This is a genomic window from Alteromonas sp. LOR, assembly GCF_000753865.1.
GTDB lineage: Bacteria > Pseudomonadota > Gammaproteobacteria > Enterobacterales > Alteromonadaceae > Alteromonas.
In genome coordinates this window covers 652,124-674,952 of record NZ_JQFW01000015.1, presented here as the reverse complement: position 1 = coordinate 674,952, position 22,829 = coordinate 652,124, and the positions used below count along the sequence as shown (strand labels likewise).

Annotated in this window: 16 protein-coding genes, 1 other RNA gene and 1 pseudogene; 3 read left to right on the top strand and 15 right to left on the bottom strand. The window is 43.5% G+C overall.

Annotation, left to right across the window (positions count from 1 at the left end):
• Window positions 1-21: 21 nt before the first annotated feature.
• Window positions 22-2,595, top strand: coding sequence for a GNAT family N-acetyltransferase (locus JV36_RS0108300; RefSeq protein ID WP_052010009.1), 2,574 nt, complete (start codon window positions 22-24; stop codon window positions 2,593-2,595).
• Between the two features lie 269 nt (window positions 2,596-2,864).
• On the opposite strand, the gene JV36_RS0108295 is transcribed toward JV36_RS0108300, so the two are convergent.
• The 12 genes from JV36_RS0108295 to JV36_RS0108240 all read right to left on the bottom strand — a co-directional run bounded on the left by JV36_RS0108295 (window position 2,865) and on the right by JV36_RS0108240 (window position 19,438).
• Entirely contained in the window at window positions 2,865-4,130 is a 1,266-nt protein-coding gene (locus tag JV36_RS0108295) for a tetratricopeptide repeat protein (RefSeq protein ID WP_081926564.1), read from the bottom strand.
• Window positions 4,131-4,132: 2 nt separating this feature from the next.
• Window positions 4,133-4,744: an energy transducer TonB gene (locus JV36_RS0108290; protein WP_032094466.1), complete on the bottom strand. Its 612-nt coding sequence runs from the start codon at window positions 4,742-4,744 to the stop codon at window positions 4,133-4,135.
• A gap of 1 nt (window position 4,745) precedes the next feature.
• On the bottom strand, window positions 4,746-5,144 hold the full coding sequence (locus JV36_RS0108285) for an ExbD/TolR family protein (RefSeq protein ID WP_032094465.1): 399 nt from the start codon (window positions 5,142-5,144) through the stop codon (window positions 4,746-4,748).
• Between the two features lie 11 nt (window positions 5,145-5,155).
• A complete protein-coding gene (locus JV36_RS0108280; protein WP_032094464.1) occupies window positions 5,156-5,680 on the bottom strand; it encodes a MotA/TolQ/ExbB proton channel family protein in 525 nt (174 codons plus the stop codon).
• Window position 5,681: 1 nt separating this feature from the next.
• Window positions 5,682-7,040 carry a MotA/TolQ/ExbB proton channel family protein gene (locus tag JV36_RS0108275; protein WP_032094463.1) on the bottom strand — a complete coding sequence of 453 codons (1,359 nt, stop codon included), beginning with the start codon at window positions 7,038-7,040 and terminating at the stop codon, window positions 5,682-5,684.
• Window positions 7,041-7,046: 6 nt separating this feature from the next.
• On the bottom strand, window positions 7,047-7,808 hold the full coding sequence (locus JV36_RS0108270) for a DUF3450 domain-containing protein (RefSeq protein ID WP_032094462.1): 762 nt from the start codon (window positions 7,806-7,808) through the stop codon (window positions 7,047-7,049).
• A 297-nt stretch (window positions 7,809-8,105) separates the two neighbouring features.
• Window positions 8,106-8,804 carry a 2OG-Fe(II) oxygenase gene (locus JV36_RS0108265; RefSeq protein ID WP_052010008.1) on the bottom strand — a complete coding sequence of 233 codons (699 nt, stop codon included), beginning with the start codon at window positions 8,802-8,804 and terminating at the stop codon, window positions 8,106-8,108.
• A 32-nt stretch (window positions 8,805-8,836) separates the two neighbouring features.
• Window positions 8,837-10,675 (bottom strand): putative 2OG-Fe(II) oxygenase, encoded by a 1,839-nt coding sequence (locus JV36_RS0108260; RefSeq protein ID WP_032094461.1) that lies wholly within the window; start codon window positions 10,673-10,675, stop codon window positions 8,837-8,839.
• Window positions 10,676-10,680: 5 nt separating this feature from the next.
• On the bottom strand, window positions 10,681-11,586 hold the full coding sequence (locus JV36_RS0108255) for a class I SAM-dependent methyltransferase (protein WP_032094460.1): 906 nt from the start codon (window positions 11,584-11,586) through the stop codon (window positions 10,681-10,683).
• A 65-nt stretch (window positions 11,587-11,651) separates the two neighbouring features.
• The gene (locus tag JV36_RS0108250) at window positions 11,652-14,552 is read right to left on the bottom strand and encodes a TonB-dependent receptor domain-containing protein (protein ID WP_032094459.1); all 2,901 of its coding nucleotides are present in this window, start codon (window positions 14,550-14,552) and stop codon (window positions 11,652-11,654) included.
• Between the two features lie 507 nt (window positions 14,553-15,059).
• Window positions 15,060-17,999, bottom strand: a complete 2,940-nt coding sequence (locus JV36_RS0108245) for a TonB-dependent receptor domain-containing protein (protein WP_032094458.1) — start codon at window positions 17,997-17,999, stop codon at window positions 15,060-15,062.
• A 347-nt stretch (window positions 18,000-18,346) separates the two neighbouring features.
• Entirely contained in the window at window positions 18,347-19,438 is a 1,092-nt protein-coding gene (locus JV36_RS0108240; protein ID WP_032094457.1) for a tryptophan 2,3-dioxygenase family protein, read from the bottom strand.
• 258 nt (window positions 19,439-19,696) lie between these two features.
• On the opposite strand from JV36_RS0108240, the pseudogene JV36_RS0108235 reads away from it, so the two are divergent.
• Window positions 19,697-19,966 (top strand): annotated as a pseudogene (locus JV36_RS0108235) (late competence development ComFB family protein); the annotation flags it as partial.
• A gap of 227 nt (window positions 19,967-20,193) precedes the next feature.
• Here JV36_RS0108235 and ffs read toward each other — a convergent pair.
• Both ffs and JV36_RS0108230 read right to left on the bottom strand, forming a co-directional pair.
• Window positions 20,194-20,290: signal recognition particle sRNA small type (ffs, locus tag JV36_RS19410), an RNA gene on the bottom strand.
• Between the two features lie 83 nt (window positions 20,291-20,373).
• Window positions 20,374-21,432, bottom strand: coding sequence for a Glu/Leu/Phe/Val dehydrogenase dimerization domain-containing protein (locus JV36_RS0108230; protein ID WP_032094456.1), 1,059 nt, complete (start codon window positions 21,430-21,432; stop codon window positions 20,374-20,376).
• A gap of 193 nt (window positions 21,433-21,625) precedes the next feature.
• Here JV36_RS0108230 and JV36_RS0108225 point away from each other — a divergent pair, with 193 nt between their 5' ends.
• Window positions 21,626-22,093, top strand: coding sequence for an Lrp/AsnC family transcriptional regulator (locus JV36_RS0108225; RefSeq protein WP_032094572.1), 468 nt, complete (start codon window positions 21,626-21,628; stop codon window positions 22,091-22,093).
• Window positions 22,094-22,166: 73 nt separating this feature from the next.
• On the opposite strand, the gene maiA is transcribed toward JV36_RS0108225, so the two are convergent.
• The gene (maiA, locus tag JV36_RS0108220; protein WP_032094455.1) at window positions 22,167-22,820 is read right to left on the bottom strand and encodes a maleylacetoacetate isomerase; all 654 of its coding nucleotides are present in this window, start codon (window positions 22,818-22,820) and stop codon (window positions 22,167-22,169) included.
• Between the last annotated feature and the right edge of the window lie 9 nt (window positions 22,821-22,829).

Below are 22,829 nucleotides of genomic sequence, written 5' to 3'. Positions count from 1 at the left end.
TTATACAGAAAAAAACTCTTCATGGCGCTACAACAATTACGTGATTGGCTACTCGCCCCTTACTACACGCAGGCTGCAAAGCAAAAAAGCGATGCAGAATACAATGCACAAAACAATGCAGAACGGCCACAGATTCATCGCCGACTCCTTGTTATATCTGGCGACGTTGAGTTTATCGAGAATACTATTGATGTATTGCTCGCTGAACTACCAGTCCAGTGTCGTGCAGAAGCGTTTAGCGAGAGCCAATTAAAAAGTAAAAACAGAAAAATGCTATTGGGCTCTGAACGGGACATTGCCATTTTTCATTGCCATGAGTCTTTTAATCCAGGCAACTTTTTGGCGCTGGCTGGCACAATTAAGCACGGCGGCTGCCTCATTGTTACCTGCCCTTCTTTTGATAAGTGGCCACAGCAACACCATGCCTCTTTCATTTCATACGGCTACGAAAGTAATGACAGTGCTTATTTAAACCGATTTATAACATTACTTTTAGATGACAAGCACACCGCAATTCACAGCCTTGAAGGTACCCGCCTACCGAATCAAGATATACCGTATCTAGATGCAAAGCAGGATATGGGTTATTTAGAGACTTATCAGGATAGCCAACACTTAACACCCTCTTTATTCAGCTCTAAAGACCAAAGAGCCGCATTTAATGCGCTGAGCGCACAGTTTAAAGAGGATAATTTGCATACTATCTTAGCGGCACCCCGAGGGCGCGGTAAATCAAGCCTACTAGGAATATTCATATGGCACTTGTTAAATGAAGGCCAACATATTCTGCTAACAAGCACACTTTTTGAAAACGTACATGCTGTTTTCCGCCAGATTGACCGAATGTGCGAACAAAATAAAACTTCTACCGACGATAGCAAAGATCCGCATGTTGAGTCTTTTTCTTCTTCGGATAAAAATTTGAATAAAGTATTGAATAAAACGCCTGAGAAAAAACGGTGCGTTGGCGAGGGAACCGTTGAATGGGTTGCACCAGATAACCCAGTCCTCTCTAGCGGCCATTGTAATATCGTCTTTATTGATGAGGCAGCTTCATTACCTATACCCGTAGTGCTTAATATAATCACAAATCATAAGCAGTGGCTGCTTAGCACCACATTACAAGGTTATGAGGGCAGCGGTAGCGGCTTTATTCATAAACTTATTCCGAAATTACACGCTCACTCAAACGAGAGTGAAGGTAAATCTGTCAACATTGTTGAGTTACACACGCCACTTCGCTGGTTGCACCATGACCCGATTGAACGCTTTATCACTAAAGCATGTTTATTTGATACAGGTGCTGAAAATTCAGAATCGTTTCTTGGATGCGATAAAGAAGACAGCGACAAAACAGTCGAAGCGCAATTAGTCCCGACTAACTCGTTTAGTGACACCTCGTTGAGCAAAACAAGGTTTCAACGGCTCAGTGAGACAGCGCTGGGCGACGTGATGAAGCTATTAACACTTGCCCATTACCAAACCACGCCTGATGACTTAATGCGCCTCTTAGATAGCCCAGACCTCATAGTGTTTTTATTGTATCAGGATGCCAAAGTAATTGGTGCCGCGGTTGTTAACGAGGAAGGTGGCGAGAAACTGAAAGACATTGCTGAGAATATAGCAACGGGTGAACGTCGACCTAAGGGACATTTAGGCGCACAGCAATTAACGCTTATGAGTGCAAACCCTACCCTTGCCACGTTGAAGTATTGGCGTATTAACCGTATTGCGGTGTGTCCAGAACTTCAGGGAAAAGGGTTTGGTACCTCTATTTTAACGTCCATAGAAAAAGCTGCTAAGGAAGCTGACATTGATAGCTTAAGCACGTCGTACGGTTCAGAGGATAAACTAGATAGATTTTGGCAACACAATGAATTTGTATGCGTACACAAAGGTGAGAAAGCCAACAAAGCGAGTGGTGAAACAAGCGTATTGCGAATAGCGCCTCTTTCTGACCGAGCACGAACACTTTCATCAGAACTAGCCAGCATATACGACGCTAAGAATAAGCAAACCACCTATGATTCTCTCTCTGCTTCTTTGCAATTACTTTGTATTACCAAACTTCGTCATTTTATAGCGGGTTATCGAAGCCTAGATAACATATGGGGAGAGATAAATGCAATTGTACTCTGTTGCACTGAATACCCCGAGAGTTACCTGAGCGCCCCCTTACATGACATAGATACCGCTACATTGGATGAACTATCTGCACAGGCAGTAAGCGCAAATAAGCTGACTGATATTGAATCTAACGCTGATACACAAAGCCAAGATTTATTAAACAAAAACACATTGGACAAAAGTACATTAAGCAAAAGTACATTAACCAGACGTACACCAAAAAGAGACCAGCAAAAAACGCGTTCTACTTCAGATTCATTCTTTGATGCACTCTTTACTGCAATAGGAGAATTTACCGGCAACCAAGCTAATGAAGTACAAAGTGAATTGATAAAACTTCTACAACAACCCCGCCCTAACTATGATTCACTCTCTAACACGCTAAAAACAAAAGGGAAAAAAGGAACAACTGCTGCGTTAAAAGAAATTATTAGCCGCTTTATCATCAGGCTTGAGATGGCAGATTAGGGACACTGTTATTATCGGCACGCTGTTATTATCTTGATAGCAAATAGTTAGGCTGGTAGCTGCACCTGAGCAGGCTCTTATTCTTTTTTCTTTGATCTTTCTTCTTTATTCTACTCTCACTTTGACTATAGCTTCAGCCACCGCTTATATACCCTCGGCTTTTATACAATCCTCTCTAAAAAATGCACCTGATTAGTTCATCTCTAATATGCTCAGAAACAAGAAAGCCTCCGTGAGGAGGCTTTCTTACTAAGCGTTGGTATTAACAATTAAATGTTGATACCACGGTTCTTCGCTTTTTCCTTGATGTAAGGTTCCCACGCTGAGGCGTTACGGCGTAGTGAGCGATCTTTCTTAGCTTCTTGGATGTGTCTGAAGGCTTCTCTGTAGTTACCTGCATAGAAGTTCGCTTCCATAAGCGTGAAGTGAACTTTAGCCGGCTTCTCGATACCTCTCTCTAGCGCATTTTCTAGCGCAGAGATAGCACCTTTATAATCTTCAGCAACAAGTAACAATGTACCTTGCTTCTTATAAAGGTCAGGATCAGAACTCATTTTAGCGGCTTTGCCATAAAGTGACGCAGCAGTTTTGAATTCTTTCGCAGAGTGATAAGCGTTAGCAAGACTTGCTAACAACTTCTCATCTTCTTCTAGCAAACCAGACTTCATGAACTTTTCCATTACCTTGGCACCGCGATACGGCATGCCATTAGTTTGGTAAAGCTGAGAAAGTGCTTTAACTTCACTTTCTTTTTCTAGATAGCCCTGCATGTGTGCTAGTTCAAATGTAGAAAGTGCTTTCTTATAATCTTCCACTGAAAGATAAAAGAAACCTAACTGACTCCACCAACGTGGCTCTTCAGGGAAGTTACGCACCAACTCTTCTGCTACAGCAACTGTCTCAGGAAACATCTTGCGCTCGTAGTACGAAGTAAGCTTTAGCACATACGGGTTTTTATTTGGCTCTTCGTATAAAGCAATCGCTTTATCCGCTGGCTCAATCATTTTATCTAATTGCTTAGATTCATAATAAGCCTGAGTTAAACGCGTATACACATCAGCGTCTTCTTTACACGTGAAATCCATCCACGAGTTGTACCACTTAACCGCGTCAGTAAACTTTTCTTCCTGCATACTCAAGTCACCTAACAATTTAAGTGTTTGAGAATGCTCTAGGTCGTTAAGTACCTTCGGTTGAACTGAGTCTGCAAGATATCCATAAGCCTTGGCACCTTTACCTTCTTGCGCTGCAAGCAGGTTTCCGATGAAGCGCTTTACATAAGACTTGTCAAAGTCATCAGACGGGTCAATATCATAAAGGATATTCAACGCTTCATCGACTTGGTCTTCATTGTAAAACTCAAAGGCTTTCTGAACTTTCTTACCAGTACGCTCGCCAACCAGTGTTGTTTTGCCCTTTTCGTATCCAGGACAAACTACAGCAGATGACTGCGCTAAGGCAGCAGACGATGTGAACATCGCCCCTGCACCTAGCACTAAAGCAACGGCTGACATTTTGAATGAACGTTTCATCATTATCATTGCTCCAGTTTGAAGTCTAGCTGTACAAACATGTTGGTTTGCTTAACAGCTTTGCCATCAACAATTTTAGGCTTGTATTTCCACTTGCGAAGAGCACGACGTGCTTCGCGGTCGAATACACGCTTAGGTTCTGCTTCGATAACTTCGATATCGTCTACACCACCAACTTCGTTGATAGTGAAAGATAACCTAACCCAACCTTCACGGCCATCTCTGGCTGCTTGCGGCGGATACTTAGGATCGATACGAACGATAGGCGTTGCTTCACCATCACGCTGCATAGCACCAACACCACCGATGTTTACACCTACGCCGCCAGTATCGATAGCAGGAATAGCTAAGCTAAACCCATCTGCATCTGGCTCCGCAGCTTCTGGCTCTACTTGCTCCATTTTAGGAGGCTGTGGAGGCGGAGGCGGCGGTGGAGGCGGAACACGTTGACGTGTTTGCGTCTGGTCGTCTGGTTCCTGCATCACAATATCGATTACGGGTGCAGGCGGCACTTCGTCTGCTGGCCTAGATGAGTTTTCAATCAGCTTGGCCATAAGAACGAATAGGGCAAATGCAACACCAGCACCTAATAATATAGATACAATTATACGTAACATCTTATCCCCTTGCCGCTACCGAGACTCGGTCAACGCCAGCGGCTTTGACCTGATCCATGATCTCAACTACTAAACCATGCTTCGCTTTAACATCAGCTTGAATGATTACATAGTCAGTTGGCTGCTCGGTAAGCAGTCTTTCTATATTCGCTCTTACGCTATCTGGCGCTACTTCACGTTTATCTAACCAAACATTCCCATCTTCCGTTACGGCGATAAAGATGTTTGCGTTTTTGTGAAGAACCGCCTGATTCGCATCTGGCTTGTTAACTTCAATCCCTGCTTCTTTAACGAAAACAGTGGTAACGATGAAGAAGATAAGCATGATAAAGACAATATCCAACATGGGAGTCATGTCAATCTGTGCATCTTCTTCCTCGGTTCTGACTTTTCGAGGCATAATCTCTCTCTCTAATGATGTGGCAGGCTATCAACTAGCCCTTCTCTTGCCAGCTTCACTTTCGCTTCAAGACGTGAACTGATAAACAGCCCAGATAGCGCCGCTACCATTCCCGCCATTGTCGGGATTGTAGCCATAGAGATACCAGATGCCATAAGACGTGCATTACTGGTTCCTTGTGTGGCCATTGTCTCGAAAACGCTGATCATCCCGGTTACTGTTCCAAGTAGTCCAATTAAAGGACACATTGCAATAATCGTTCTTATGATTAGCATTCTTGCGGTTAAGTCGTCTGACGCTTGAGAAATCCACGCGTCACGGATTCTATGCGCATACCATGAAGTAGTATCTGCTCGTGCATCCCAATTAGCGATGATGTTTTTCTTCACCTTTGGAAAAACAGAGGTTAAATACCAATAACGCTCAATCATTAAAACCCACATGAGAAAGAGCGCGGCAGCGACGAAGTAAAGCACGTCACCGCCGGTAGCGATAAAGTCCCTGACCGATTCAAATAATCCAATCAGGTAATTCATATTACGCCTTCTCCGACTCTGAGTGAGCAGCTACGATACCCGCAGTTTGCTCATCAAGAATATGGATGATTGACTTGCTGCGAGAAGCTACGATGCTGTGAGTAAGGATTAGCGGTAGTGCCGCAATGATACCCTGAGCTGTAGTTACAAGAGCCATTGAGATACTTCCTGCCATCATACGTGGGTCACCAGTACCGAACAATGTGATGGTTTGGAATGTCTCAATCATACCAAGTACTGTACCTAGTAGACCTAGTAGAGGTGCAATCGCTGCGAAGATCTTAATTACGTTGATACCGCTTTCGATACGTGGAAGTTCACGAAGAATAGCTTCATCAAGTTTAAGTTCTAAGTTTTCTGCGTCAGCATTTTTGTTCTCGCCGTATACTTTAAGGATACGACCAAGAGGGTTGCCTTCAGACGGGTTGTTTACGTTTTTAAGCTGTGAGCGCATTTTGCCGCCAACAACAGTAAGCGTAATTAGCTTGTAAACACCGATAAGCAAACCGATAACTAGCATCACTGTAATTGTGTAACCTACCGGTCCACCAGCGTGATAGCGCTCAGACATAGTTGCTTTTTGCTTTAACAGACCAAGGATCGCACCTTGAGAAGGGTCAGCATAAAAAGGAACTAGGCCAGAAGTAGCAGATACTAAGTCATTTGCTGAAGATACAAAGTGACCATCTGGCTGACGGCCAAGAGGCTGTACAACTTCTGCTTCTGCGTCGTATGCAAGATAACCGTCTGCACCAACAAGGTTAAACGTACCTACACGTACGATTTCTTGTTGAGATGAACCGCCGTCTAGGTTTACAACTTCAGTAGTAAACTTAACAACTTCACCGCCTTCAGTCATTTCTTTCTGAAGTGCAAACCATAGGTCTTCTAGTTCTTGAATGTTAGGAAGACCTTTAGAATCTTCTGACATTGCAGCAAGGAACTCACCACGACCTGCGTATTGGGCACTTACAATTGACGTAGAGATACGACCAAATGCTTCTGATGACGCTTGACGTACAACACCAAACATCTCACCAAGAGTACCTGTAGCTTGGTCTAGTTCAGCCGCTTTTTCGTTCAACGTTACTTCGTTGTCAGAAAATTGCTGTTGTAGACGATCGCCACGATCTTCTTCTGCTTTTAGTTCGTTTTGTGCTTTTCTTAGAAGCGCTTGCTTGTCAGCACGAGCAGACTGAAACTCAGCCTCACGTTGCTTGTCTAAGCGTGCTTCAGAAACACGGTTCTGCTGAACCTGGTCAAGCAGATCCTTAAGGCTCTTTGCTTCCTGAGCCTGTGCTCCGGTTGCCGCAACTGCAAGTGTCACAGCGGCTAAAAGAGATTTGAATACTGGTTTCATTAACTATTACTCCGCTGCACTAATTGGTAGTTTGATGAGATCTGCAGGAACGACGCCATTTGCCATCTTAACTGCATCAACAACTGATGAAAGATATTCATCACCAAGTTTTTCCCATGCACGGCTCTCGTTGTTCCAAACCCACGCGTGAGTTTGATCAAGAGAAAGCGCAAGCAGTGCTGCACGACCAAGGTTGAAGAAATCAACAGTTACTTCTGTACCTGCATCATCGATTGTACCTTGGTATGAATTGATCTTAGTACCGTATTCAACTTCTACAAGGTACGCTTCAAGTACCTGGCGGAACTGCTCTGATACAGTAACGTTAGAGTTAGCCATTAGGTCGCGAAGACGCTCAACGCGCTGAAGACGCTCGTCTAAGTGAATAGGACGATCTAGTTTGATAAACTTCTCTAGGCTATCAATCATGCGGAACATAAGCGGAACGATGCCCTGCTTAGTTTCTTCAATGCTGTCAATCTGACGTTGCAATGAGTTGATGCCGCGCTGCTGGTCAGCAACAAGGCTAGCTAGATAATCATTGTAGATTTTGAGGTTTTCTGTCTGGTCTACTGTTTGACGATACTCAACAAGTAGTTCTTGAGATTGTTCAAACAACGTGTTGATTTTTTCTTGCGATTTCGCTGCAGCCGCATGAATTTTTGCTTCTTCTCTGTGAAGATCATCAAGGGTATCTGCAGAGACTGCGCTACCTGTTAGTGCGAATGCACCTGTAACAGTAGAAGCAATAAGAGTTCTCTTGCTCATTTTGGACATAGTTCCCAACCAAATTTCTTATTTGAATCCTCGCCGATAGGAAAATATTCGGGCAAGGGGCGTATTAAATTTTTACAATGTTGTTTCAAATATGTAGTGCATGAGGCGCTAACCAGCACTACGAACCTATTATACTCACACGGAATGTGAGGGTTAGTCAAGCAACACTATGTTTACACCATTGAAATGAAGCGTCGTCTGACTAAAAAACAAACGTTATGCCAACAATGCATTTTGTGTACTGTTAGTTTGTAAATAAAGTCTGCGAAGAAGCGCCTTACCAAACCGTCATCGCTTGCCAAACCAGCCTGTTATTGAAAACCTTGGTTTTTTAGCAAACGGAGTTAGATACGTCACGCTGTGAATATTTTCAACGGTAAACAGACTGAGCGTATTAAAGTTTGGCGTCCAACTTTCACTGGTAGTACCATCTTCATTAAAGAATTGAAGCAGTCCTCCCCAATCTGGATGCCACTCGGGAGATAGGTTAAATACATAGGCCAATTTACGTCCCTCAGCATCTACAACATCTTTATGACGAGTAAGAAACTGCCCGGGTATAAATCGCGTTACCTGCATACTGGCATAATTGAGTTCTCCAACACCAGTGAGGTCGCTCATCACATTGAGAACATCTTCACTGTTTAATACCGTATAAAACGACCTAATAAGTTCGTCGGGCTCATCAGCGGTAATGTATTTTCTTCCGTAGGAGAATCCATTTCCTTTTGCCGCGTTTTCCATCAATTTGAAGTAGGTCTGCTTTTTTTGCTCATCTGTAAGCGCTTTCCACTCATCTGGCGACACAACAATATTTTGTCCATCTATCGCCATAGCATTATCAAATATAAATCGCTCACTCAGTGCTTGATATAAATGCGCAGCATTTTCGAAGGGCAATATTTCGTTAACTCTTACTTTGCCACTATCAGCGAAGGTATTTTTAAATTCACTCAGGTCTATGTCATTGTTAAAAGGGGTATTCATTAGTTACTCGTCAATGATTTGAAGTAGGTTGATTAGGATGAAACATCGAAGGCGACAGTCAGTCGTTTTTCTGATGAATGAAAAGGGATTGTTCCGTGCCAAAAGTAAGAGGGAAACACAACCAGCTTACCTATTTCTGGCATGACTGAATATTCATGGGTTAAATCTTGGGGCAAATCAAAGTTAGGCTTGCCAAACACGAGATGCCCCTCTTCATTACTTTTATTAAGATTATTAGGTATATCTACGTAAAACACCGCACTCAAGCCGCCTTCTGGATGCACGTGGTTTGTGTGGTACCCCTTGTTACTCAAATTTACCGACCAGGCACCGACAAATTTTATGTCGTTAGACAACGCGGGTAGATATGGATGAGCCTGCGCGACGCTATCAAGTTCGCTTATATAGTCTTTAATTGACTGTTCGCAAAATGCTTTTAAGCATACTATGAGTTCGTTGTCAGTCTGAGAGAATATATTTCCCCTAGTCTGAGTTCCGCCGTTCAGTGTCTGTTGCAAAGGCGCAGATTTGGCTGTGTGTTGACTGGATAGATAGGCACTAAGCTTTTTACAAAAATCGGCAGCACCATCACGAGATATAGCATCGGGAAGTTCAAAGGTTTTTACTAGGCTTTCATAGTGACAGTAACTTTGCCTATGGGCGTTTTGGCCTGACAAACGCTCGGCAAGTGTGAGATAAGCTTTTGCCATCACTGCACTGTCTTTATTATTGGTGAGTTCAGGCATGTGTTCTAAAACAAAAGACGTATTGTTTGTTTGAATTGCATACTTTGCGCACTGAAGCAGTACCTTGTCTGACTTTATGTCCTTTGTTGTGCCAAATAGCGCATCAAAAGCACCTGCAATATCATTTTCTAGATATTTTATTTCGGCATTAACCAGCGCAATGTCCCCGTCAGTGTCGGTGTCGGTGTCGGTGTCATATAAATCAACACTGTCTTTTGCAAAGCCCTCGCCAGCAGAAAAATATTTTGAAATTAGCAGTTTTGCTTTTTCAGTGTTTCCTACACGTAAATAGTTTCTTATCAATTCTAGAATGATGTCTTTAGATATCGTATTGGCAGATATAGCGTTTTCATACAGCGCGATTGCAGAGCCAATGTCGCCTGATTCACTGTAAAGTGCGGCTAAATTTTTGTAGCTATCAATATAATAGGGATTGAGTGATATCGCTTTTGAATATGCGGCTATTGCGCTATCGATATCATTGAGATCAGAAAAAGCATTACCCAGATTATGGTGCAACTGAAAAGAATCGAGGCCCAGAGCTTGTGCTCGCTTAAGTAACGCAAGAGCGTCTTTAGGCAACTCTAGCCGTCTCTTAATTGTGGCTAAATTGTGAAGGGCTAATACATTGTTAGGGTCTTTATTGAGAATCTTAAGGTAGATATCACATGAAGCAGTGAGCTCTCCCCTATCATCACAAAGCTGAGCCATCACTAGCATCAGACTGCTTGAGTCATTCCAGTAAGATAATTGTTTATGATAGTGCTCGGTAAGTTCGGCGGTATTACACACAAGGTGCTGCGCTTTAAGAAAGAGCTTAGACAGCTCTACCGACGTTTTACAATGATTCGACAGTAGGCCAATGACGTCCTCACTTTTACCTAGCGACAACATGCATTTTGCATACTCCGTTAAAATGCCCACATTTGTCGAGACCGCATTATACGCTTTACGCAATAATGCCTCTGCCCTTTTGGGCTGCTGTGTATCGTTAAGCAGCTTTCCATACAGAAAATTTACATTGATATCATTAGGGCTTTTTGCGAGCAAAGCCTGATAGCTCTTAGCCGCGATATCTAATTTACCCTCTTGATGCAGGCTCAAGGTTTTTTGTAGGTCGTACATAGTTGCTACACTTTTTTGAATCTTAGTTCCCATGCTACGGGAAGTTTGCTGTTAGCCATATAAAAGGGCTTGGCAGTCCAACATTGATGGTCTTGATTGGAAATAGCAATAATATCGTCTACATCTTGCATTGAAAGCGCAACGTCACATATGGCCGATACTCTCTGGTAAGCAAGCTGTAGCTGCTTATCCATACCCTCTATCCAATTCACAATATCATTCTTATTGTATTGCTTATAGTTTCCAAGCAGTTGGTAAGCGCCTTGGATAAAATGTAAAGCCCCCCCATTCCAGTGCTGCTTATTAGCCTCAAGAGTTTTGAAGTAAGCCGACATCGACGGCAAAACACTGTCTGGGTTCACAAATAAGTCAGTTGCCAGTTGTTTTGCTTGTTCAACTGCCTTTAATTCAGACAGCAACACCAGCGCATTTTTTTCAGCGGCATAGCGGCTGTGAATGTGTCCATCTTGATAATGACAAAGCGCGACGAATTCTGCGCCTTTCTTTAGCTGCGACGGCAATTTGGCTAACGTCTCTTTACCCAAGTATTCAATACCGAACTGGCTGACAACCTTATCAAAGGTGCCTATAACGTCGCTGGGAAGCTCTTTAGATGAATTTAGCATAGTGCGGGAGTGAGGAAAGGCCTCTTTAAAAAGCGCTAGTGCATGTTCACTGCAATCAAGCCCCGCGATATTGCTTAAGGGTAAGTGGGATACACTTTTGAATAACGCACCAGAACCACATGCTACATCAAGGATGTGGGAGTCTTTATCACCGTTACTAAAGAAGTCTTCCCAAAAGACAACAAAATCCTTTATCGCTTTACCTTCAGCGTCTGTAAACAAGGCATCGGATTGAGGTGCACTGGCACTGTTCCAATATTGGTTCCACTCTTCTACTGAGTTCATTATCTACCTTTTACGTAAAAAAAAAGGTGGGCAATAATGCCCACCTTTTTATCTAACAACTAAGCTTAGAAGCTAGCAGTAACACCTACGAAGTAAGTTCTACCGAACACATCGTATGTTGCAGGATAAGTATTTGACTGTTCTGCGTTATCACCAAAGCGTGGTGCTTCACGGTCGAACAAGTTACGAATACCTGCATTCAAGCGATAGTTTTCGCCTAAGTGGTATGTACCAGAAAGGTCGAAATAGCTGAATGAACCAGTGTCTTCTTGGAAGTATGTAGTACCATCGGCGTCATCTTCTGTCGCGCCGATAAAACGCCACAATAACTGAGCGTCGAAATCATCCATACCCCAGCTTACCGTCATACGGTGAACATACTCAGGAGTAGGCTCGCCACAGGTATTACCGAATGTACCAGCACAATCTACTACTGGCTCGCCAGTTGCAGTTTGGAACGAGTTCTCAGTTGTGTATGTACCAAGGTAGTTAATACGCATGTTGCCACCAGCAACTTCCGCTGCATAGTCAGCTACCATGTCGAAACCGGTAAGTTTAAGCGCACCAACGTTCTGGCTTAAGATTTCTACGAAATCGATAGAGCCATCAGGGCGACGGTTTACCACGTCACAGAATGCTGAACCTGCACCGCCTAGCTCATCTTCTGGGTCATAACACTTCTGTAGTACGTTGTTTGTACCACCACCGAAGCCGAATACTGCGTCTTCAATTTCAATGTCGAAGTAATCGATTGATACGTTTAGGTCATCCATTGGCGTAACAACAAAACCTAGAGAGAAAGTATCAGCAGATTCTTCCTGAAGATTCGGGTTACCACCACTTACTTGGCGAGTCTGACCAGATACTGCGTCCAATGTAGGAGTAAATACTGCATCAGCTGGAACACCAGTAGCTGTACAAATTGCACTTACCGCAGCTGATTGATCAGTTGCTTTAGATGAACATGGATCTTCAGCAGAAGGGAAGCCTTCGTTCTGAGGAGAGAACAATTCACCAATGTTAGGCGCACGTACAGCACGGTTGAAGCTTGAACGTACACGAACTACGTCGTTGATTGTCCATGAACCAGCTACTTTAAACGCGTCTACACCACCAACTGTTGACCAGTCAGCGTAACGATAGGCTAGTTCTAAGTCGATTAGCTCAGCAAACTCAAGACCTTCTACAAGCGGTACGTATGCTTCAACGAAATACTCGTTTACATCAAACTCACCAGATACTGGACCTGAACCGTTAAAGCCTGCAATTGTACCTGCAGCTAAATCTTGCGACGGGTCAAAAGAGAAGCTCTCTTCACGGCGTTCAAAACCAAACGCTAGACCAACTGGACCGCCAGGAAGTTCAAAGAAATCCATGGTGTCGCCGCTGATGTTAAAGCCATAAAGCTTTTGCTCGTACTCAGAAGAAGAGTTAACGCGGGTTCTGATAAAATCAGCTGCGTCAGCAGACATATTGCCTTCACCGAAAATATTCATTGGTGAACAACCAACTAGACCACCGTTTGCTCCCGTATCAGAACAACTCGGGTTACCGTTGGCATCAAGGATAACGTCGCCATTCTCGTCCTTCGCTAAAAGAAGCGCTTGGTCGTAACGGTCACGATTAACGTTACCAAGTTGGATAGAGTTTTGGTTTACACGGCCAGTTTGGAAGTATGCATCATACGTCCACGCTGAATCACCGAAAGAACCACGAAGTCCGCCAAGCATTGAGAACATTGTATTGTCATCTTCAACAATACGTGGACCAACTTCTAGAAGACGACGACGTAGGAACGCAGTACCTTCATCAGCAATACCGTCGCCATCAGTGTCAACGTCACCACCTACCGCGTCAGATAAAATCTGTTGTGCAGTTGGATCGATGAACGGGTTACCATCTAATGTGAAGGTAGACGTTTGGAAAATAGGAGTCGCAGCTAGCTGCTGTGGAACATCACTGTTCGCAAAGCTACCACGCATATAAATTTCAGCAGTGTCGCTTACTTCGAAGTGACCCATTGCTGTAATATTGTGACGTTGCTGAGGTAACTGAAGGTAGTTAACCGGTGCAAAGTTATAGAAGTCGTTTGTAGCGCCACCTTGAACGAACGGACGAATACTACCGTCTTGGTTAAAGATTGCAGCACCACCGAATGACTCAGGTAAACCACTTACGAATGCAGAAGTTGCCGGAACACCAGAAGAACCAAATGGTTCAAGGAAAAGGTTACCGTTTTCGTCTGCAGCATCAGTTAACGCAATGCTTGAAATAGCACGAGAATCAGCAAAAAGAGCTGAACGCTCAGTGTACTGCATGCTTACAACAACGTTACCGCGGTCATCAGCGAAGTTTCCGCCAAGTGTTAATGAACCGTTCCAAATTTCAGCGTCGCCTTCTTCGGTGGTTTCAAAACTTGTGTTGAAATCTACGCCTTCAAAGTTCTTCTTAAGCGAGAAGTTAACAACACCAGCTACCGCGTCAGAACCGTATACTGCTGATGCACCACCGGTAAGAACTTCAACGTTCTCGATTAGCGCCGCTGGGATAGTGTTGATATCAACCGTACCGCCTGAAGTACTAGGTACAGCGCGAATGCCGTCTACAAGAACAAGCGTTCTGTTAGTACCTAAACCACGAAGGTCAACAGTAGCGATACCGCCACCTGGGTTGTTCGATGAACGATCAAGACCTGGGATAGTTTGCGGTAATGTGTTAAGAAGTGCTTCAGTGTTAACTGAGTTAGTTAGTTCGAACTGCTCGATGCCAACTGTTGCTACTGGTGCGTTACTTACGAAGTCAACTTTACGGATACGCGAACCAACAACCTGAACTTTCTCTACGCTCTTTTCGTCAACTTGAGCGTCTTCTTGAGCGAAAACCGGTGCACTGATGCTTGCAGCAGCTGCAAAACTAAGTGCGCCCGCCAACTTTATAGAAGTGGCGATTTTAGATTTTTTAAACATGTATGTCTCCCTGGGCTACCTACTGTCTGAGGTAGTTATGAGTCGTTTAGAACGATTTATTATAGTTAAGGTGGAAACCTCGAGCCGGATAATACCCACAACATAAGCGAGCGGTCAACACACCATGCATTACGAAACACGTAGAAAGTTCAATTTTTTTTCACTTATTTGCAAATTTTGTACAAATAAAGATACGAAATTTACAAAACCTCACATTATTTAACATGTTACGTTTTTTGATTACATTTTAAAAAAAATTTCATTTTTAGCGAGAACACCGGACGCAATTAATCAATTTGTATTTTTTTTAACCGCAGAACTGCGTTAAGAAGGGCATTAAAAAGGGAATTTAAAGTGAGAGGCGTGTATCGAAGAGAATTACCTGTTGTGAGATGCGTTTTACAATAAGCACATCATGAGTGGGACATTGTTGGTATAAAAAAAAGCCTGCTTGCGCAGGCTTTTCACTTCATTTTTTTAAAATAACACGTTAGTTAGCTGGAGCTCTTAGAAGCTCATACGAACGCTAGCTGTTATTCTGCGACCCACTAAGTCGTAAAGTGGGTTGAACGTGTAGCCCGGAGGTGTTTTGTCAAACACGTTACGCATGTTTAGGAATACGCTAGTGTCGTCGTTCACGTTGTAACGAACGCCTAAGTCATGAGTCCAGATTGAACCAACGAATGGAATATCCAAATCTTCTGTTGAACCTGCACCACCTAATGCCTCAGGTGTAACGTCAAAGCGCGCTGCTCTTTCAAGGAAACGGCTTGACCAGTTGAAGTTCCAATCACCTACGTTGTAGTCAACGCTTGTGTTTAGCTGGTCACGTGAATCACCTACTTCGCCAGCTTCAGCATTTGCTTCATTTGGACGGTCTTGGAAAGCAAACAAGTTAAGTTCAAGGTTTCTTGTACCGAACAAGTTGAAACGAACTTCACCAGGAAGGTCTAAACCAAAATCAGCTAAGTCAGCAAGGTAGCGAACTTGGAAGTCGACACCGCGTGATGTACGAGCACCTGCGTTAGCATAACCAGACGTTACAAGGTCAACATCGTTAGTAGTTGGGTCACGTGTAATCTGTCCACAGAATGCAGCGTCTAAACCAGCAGAACCATTAACACAAAGGTCTAGGATATCTTGCGGCTGGATAAACGTAATCGCATCTTCCACTTCAATGTCATAGTAGTCTACTGTAACAGAGAAGTTCTCAAGGAACGTAGGAGTATATACAACACCGTAAGTGAAGCTTTTCGCTGTTTCAGAATCTAGATCTGGGTTACCACCAGAAATGATGTCAATACTTACGTTATCGTTTGCTTGGAAGCCTGCAGGAATACCCAATGCAGCACAGTTTGCCGCTCTATCTGGATCTTCCGAAATGTTGTCGGCATCACACGGATCGTTGATGTTAGCGAAACCTGGTGATTGAGGACTAAATGCTTCAGTCACGTTAGGCGCTCGTACCGCTTCACCAATTTGTGCACGTACTCTCACGTCGTCAAATGGTGCGTAGACTAAACCAACCTGCCAAGCGTCGGCAGTACCCGCATGAGAGTAATCAGCCGTCCTGAATGCAGCATCTACAGACAACTCTTTCGCAAATTCCATATCTGCTAAGATAGGAAGACGAACTTCCATAAAGAATTCATCTACATCAAAGCTACCTTCTTCATCTGGCGTCGCTGCACCTAGGAAGAAACCTGCTTTAGTAAATTCATCAGTGGTTGTTTCAGACGTCTCAGTTCTGTTTTCATAACCAAATGCAACGCCAATCGCGCCACCTGGTAGTTCGAAGAACGCAGACGTGTCGAATGAGAATTGCGCCAAGAAAACTTCTTGCGAAATACTGTCTTCACGCGTTACGTTGCCAGAAACAAAATCTTTTGCTGCATCTGAGCCTTGATTGAAACCAAAGATGTTAAGCGGTGCACAGTTACCACCATTAACCAGCGCAGGATCTTCATAGCCTTCACCTTGTGCGGAAGGTACTTGGCTACGACAAGCTGCTAAGCCAGTTTCAGGGTCGATAACAGAATCAACAGCTGCTGCAAAGTTGGTTGGGATCAGGTCGTTAAGCGTGCGACGAGTGTTGTCTGTTTGACCATAGTTATACGAGATATCGTAATCTAACATGGTTTCACCAACATCTACGAAGCCTTCGAAGCCTGTCACAACTCTAAACATAGAGCGGTCGTTAGATGCAGAACGGTTACCTATATCAGTGAAGAAACGCGCTGCGCTCACACTTGTTTGACCGCCGTCTAGTAAACGCGCTCTAGTAGCTGGGTCTAGGAACGCATTATCTTCAACATCAATAGTGATGTTACCGAATCGGAACGATGGCTGGAACTGCTGCTCGATGTCAGTATCAACATATTTAATGTCGCCATATACGCGAACATTGTCGCTTATGTCGTATTTGAACGTTGACGCAACCGTTACGCGGTCTTGCTTCGGCGTAAAGTTTTCAAAGTCTTCGCCGAAGAATACTGTGTCAAATCGCTCAGTAAAGTTACCGAATGCGAAGCTGTTTGTAAGGTCACGAGAAACTTGGTCAACCGGTGAACCGTCTGGGTTGAAGGTAATGCGAGGACCACCACCAAATGGGTTCAAAACGGTGGTGCTGTTAATAAACTCTGAACCTACAAAAGGTACTGTCAGTCTATCTGCAACGCCGTCGTCTTCAGCTGTATCATCTGGGTTAATAACTGTACCAAACGCTCTCGCTTGTTGAAGCTCAGGTGTTAACACTTCTGAAATTCTTTGATTTTCAACGAAGAAGGTAACGTTACCACGTCCGTCGTCCGTATTAGCACCGGCAAGGAAGTTATAGCGGAAGCTTTCAACGCCAATACCGTTGGTATCTGTACTACCTTGGGCATTGACTTCGAACCCTTCATAATCATCACGCATCACAAGGTTGATAACCCCAGCGATTGCATCAGAACCATATACTGCCGATGCACCACCTGTTACAACTTCAACGGTTTTGATAAGAGATACTGGAACAGTACCGGTATCAACCGCAGATGAGCCAGGCGCACCAGCAACGTGACGTTTACCGTTTACAAGAGTCAGTGTTCTGTTAACACCTAGGTTTCTCAGGTTTGGAGAACTTAAGCCCGCGTTCGCGTTGCTGTTGTTGTTCCCGATAAGCGTTGAGCCTGCGCCAACTGCTGGAAGTTCTGCCAATATACTACCCAAATCTGGAGTATCGAAACGGGCAAGCTGCTCTGCGCCAATTGACACGATAGGGGCTGGAGTAGAAAGTTCAGCACGGGCGATGCGTGAGCCTGTTACCGAGATTTTCTCAACTGCTTCTTCAGCAGCTTTGTCATTCGTTGCTTCTTGTGCCATGGCAAGGTTGCTTGCAGATACTGCGAGTGCAGAACCCAATACGCAAGCTAACTTGACTGACGTAGCCAACTTAGAATTTTTAAACATGTAAGTCTCCCTGGACCTAGTACTTTATTTGTGTGTTTTTTATTTCGTTTTTACGAACTTTTTATGATCGGGCTTTGCCCTGTGCCTTACTTAATACAAAAAAACGCCGGGGGTCAATACATGCAGTTACAAGTGTATGCTGAAAAGTTCAATTTATTTTTTAACAAAGTCAGAAAACGTAAAGCCTAGAGTACACAAACGGTACTCATTACATTTTTTTCAGAGTACCGTATAGTTTTAATGCAATGTACATTTTTCATACAACTGCTTTTCAACTTCTCGTACTTTGACGACACGTTTTGTTACATTTGCGTCAATTTCACTTTATTTTGCTGGCACTCTCTTATTTACTCACTCAAGTAAAAACCGAGTTTTCGTTTGATAGCATCAGGTAACTCTGGCAACGCATCTTTAGGCAAGAGAAAGGTCGCCATGTTAAAGAAGTCGAGGAAAATGCGATTTGATTCGGTTGTTCGCTTTAAGTAGTGATGTCCCGACGAACCGCCTGTTCCAATTTTTGTGCCGAGCATTCGCTGTACCATCATGGCATGACGATAACGCCAGATAGTTAATTGCTCATCAATTTCAGTCAGTGCAGTGATAAGTTGAAATGGAAGATTAAAAACCGGCTCTTCTGAATACTGCTTTATAAATAGTGCAGACAATAACGCCTCGTGACTCAACCTAAACTTATCTTCTTTGCGAAGCGCTTCAAATTTTGCGTGATCAAAAAGCGCATCAAAGTTTTCTTTAGTCGACTGCCAGTCTTTTAACTCTTGGCGCTTGTCTGTTGTTGAGAGCGTATCGTTGGTTGATATAGTCTCGTGGTCGTCGCTTAGCATTTCATCTGTGGCTTGTTTGTAATAGTGCCAAAAGTCAAAGTCATCTGTTTTTAGCAGGGGCATTCTCGATAGCCATTTGTCTACAAGGTCAAATAAACTTGGCTTTGCTTCTAAGCCTTCTAATAATGCTCTGTCATCGTCGCTTAATCGGCTATAAAAACTTTGCTTATCAAAATCCACCCGAAACTCACGCTTTAACCCCAGCGATATTTCTAAACGCTTAAATTGGATGCTTTGAAAGCCAGACGCAGGTACAAGATAATCTCTGAATGAAAGAAATTGCTGTGGTGTCATAGTTTCCATTACCGCAATTTGATCATTCATCAATCGCTGTATGGTAATGACCCGCTGAAGGCGGTGGACAACTTGAGTGAGCTGCTGGTCTTTTACTACCTTTTGATTGAAGGTATCTATGGTCGCGTTTAATTCATGCAGTATTTGTTTAAACCACAGTTCGTAAACTTGGTGCACTATGATAAACAGCATCTCTTCATGGGCCGCATCGGAATATTTCGCACTTTGGAGTTTTTGTGCGCCAAGAATTTTATCCAGCTGCAAATAATCACCGTAGTAGCAGGGTTCGATATTCTTTTTCATCGTGTTCTTCTCTGTAATTGCTTTATTTTAGTTATTTTGCGTGTTTTTGACTGCTTTTGAGATAGTTAAAGGTTTGAGATTCAGTCTCACCTACTCGACTTATATAGAATACAGGCTATACCTTTATAGTGATAGAGCACTCTCTATTCAGTAGTTAAGGGCAGCACGCCCTAGTGTAGTGCGTATAAAATACTGTCCAATATTTAAAAGAAGTATCGCCCGTGACCGTCGATACTCAATGTGTTTGAGGTAAGTAAAATGAAACTCGATGATGATATTCATAACTATTACGAGCATTTGGTGTTAGAGCGAATTGCGAAGCTTGGTCTTGATAAGACCAAAACAGCGGATTATTTGGCCGACTTATGCTGTTTAGCGTTAAACCAAGTACCGCCGCGATATATTCGCTTTGAAGTAGACATGGCATTTTATCTACCTCAAAGCGAACGTAGACAAATGGAAATGAACGTAGAATATGCAATCAGCAAGGCGCTGCGTTTTTTGAACGATGCTGAGAAGAATGAAAAGCCACACGGGCCAGACTCTGAAGACACTGAATCCATGAATATGGAAACGGAAGCTTCTGTAAATTTAGCGGCTGAAGACTTAAAAAACGATTAGTTTAATTCTATCGTCGTAATAGTAAGCGCTTTGTTGAGTGAGCTTATATTACATCGTAAAACAGAGAGTATGGACTCAAAAGAACTTAAAACAAAAAAGTTGACAGTGAAATATTGGGGGAGGTTTGGGTGGCGGGCCTCCAGCCACATCCCGGCACATGAGTCGTCTGCTGCGGCTGCTCCCTTCCAGGCCTGACCGAGTTCACAGAGTATCATTGCGGGAGGACCAAAAGCCCACCATAGAAAACGGCAATTAGTAAGTAGCTTGCGCCCTCCTCATTGCGGGGCGCATTATGACTATTTGAATGCTAAGTTTCAAGCCTTATTAGAAAATCTCTCTTCAGCTATCACATTAGCAATGCGGTTAGTCGCTGTATTTTCCTTTTCCGCGCGCTCATAAATTTCTTTGAGCGTGTCGCCGATTTGCTCAATGTGAGCACGCAGTGCTTCATTTGAGCTCGATGCCATGCGCTGATGGAAGATGTCGATAACACCACCGGCATTAATAACGTAGTCAGGTGCGTAAAGAATGCCACGCTTGCTGAGTAACTCGCCCATTTCCTCTCGTGCAAGCTGGTTATTTGCCGCACCCGCAATGACTTTCGCTTTTATATCTGGCAGCGTTTGATCGTTAATTGCAGCGCCTAACGCACACGGTGCAAGTACGTCTACGTCTAAACTTAAAATATCTTCTGGCGCTACCACGGTGGCGCCAAATTCTTTTTGCGCTTTTTCTATGCCCTCAGGGAAGATATCTGCAACGTAAAGCTTTGCGCCCTGCTCATGTAAATGCTTAGCCAGTCTGTAGCCAACATGCCCCATGCCTTGAATAGCAACTGAAACACCATCTAAGCTGCGCTTTAATCCAAACTCAACAGACGCCTTTAAGCCAACGAATACGCCATAGGCTGTAGAAGGAGCTGGGTTGCCGTTTGGTACTTCACCTGCATAGTGATATTTCGCGCTAACACCAGCAATATAGTCAGACTCTTCAGCCATTGTTTGTAAGTCAGTTACAGCAATACCAGAATCTTCTGCGGTGAAATACTTGCCGCCTAGAGAATCTACAAATTTCCCCATTGCCTTCATCATTTCTGGTGTTTTTGCTTTTCTAGGATCGCCAATAATAACTGACTTGCCACCGCCTAATTCTAAATTGGCAAGCGCTGCTTTGTATGTCATCCCCTTTGATAATCGAAGCACATCCGTAAGTGCTTCACTACTATTCACGTATGGCCACATGCGGCAACCACCGAGTGCAGGTCCAAGATTGGTATTGTGCACTGCAATAATGGCACTAAGGCCCGCTTTTTCGTCGTGATAAAAAGCCACGTGCTCGTGATTATCAAATTCTGAATGATCGAAGACTGACATACGTTCCCTATTTTTATTTGCTGTTTAATCCGTCTAGTCTAGCTGAATACGCTGAGGACAAGCGTTGCGAGTTTCTCATGTGGTTTTTACAAACCGAAACGGAAAAGAAATGAACACTATTTTACTAGGACAGCTATCCTATAATTTTTTTTACTATATAATGAACATCATAAAAACGATGGACATAACTCTTATGAAATTAGATAAGTTTGACCGTGAAATTTTACGCGTCCTACAGCAAGATGCCACCGTCTCTATGGCTGATTTAAGCCAACAAGTCGGGCTCTCTCATACTCCGTGCTGGCGACGTGTGAAGCGAATGGAAGCAGATGGTATTATCCTAGGAAAAGTGACCTTGCTAAATAGCAAAAAACTTAACCTTGGTGTGTCTGTTTTTATCTATGTCACGCTTAAAAATCACGATGGTGACTCACTGACAGATTTTGAAACGGCAGTGCAGAATATTGATGAAATCGTGGAGTGTCATACAACCAGTGGCGAGAAGGATTATTTGCTTAAAGTCATTGTAGAAAGTATCGAAGAATATGAGTTTTTATTGAAAACAAAACTGACACATTTACCGTTAGTTGATCACCTCAGTTCTACATTTGCACTTAAGCAAGTGAAAAACACCACCGAACTTCCTATCAAGCGCCAGTAGATACAAAAAGGGGCAGTAAAAAACCGCCCCTCTTTAGCTCTAGATCAAACCCAAAGCTTCTTCTATACCAAACCTAACTAGCGTCGATTTGATTTTCTGGCTTAGCCTTTTCAAAAGCTTCAAGGGCATTGCAGTTGTCCGCTATTTTGCTTATCAGGGGATATTGGTCCATATCAATATTAAAGCGCTTCGCATTGTAAACTTGAGGCACTAAACATATGTCGGCCATGGTTACGTCAAAATCAAAGCAATATTTACCTGACTGAGTTTGCAGTCGTTTTTCAATAGCATCGAACCCCAGTGTTATCCAATGGGCAGCCCACACAGACACATCATCTTGGCTGGCATTAAACGTACCTTTTAATGCATTTAACACACGAAGGTTTCCCACAGGCTGAATGTCACAAGCAATGTCCTGTGCGAGCGCCCTTACTCTCGCACGCTCTGTTTTATGCTCTGGAATTAAACGAAAGTCGCTCTCATAGCGCTCATCGAGATACTCTATGATGGCTAACGATTGATTCAAGATAATGTCTTCGTCTTCATCCACAAACGTGGGAACAAGATGAGCCGGGTTTAAGCGAGTGTAATCCATACTGTGCTGTTCGCCGCCATTGGCAACTAAATGAACCGGCACATATTCGTAGTCTACACCTTTTAAATTGAGCGCTATACGCACGCGATAAGTAGCAGTAGAACGCCAGTAACCGTGAAGCTTAATACTCATCTTATAGTT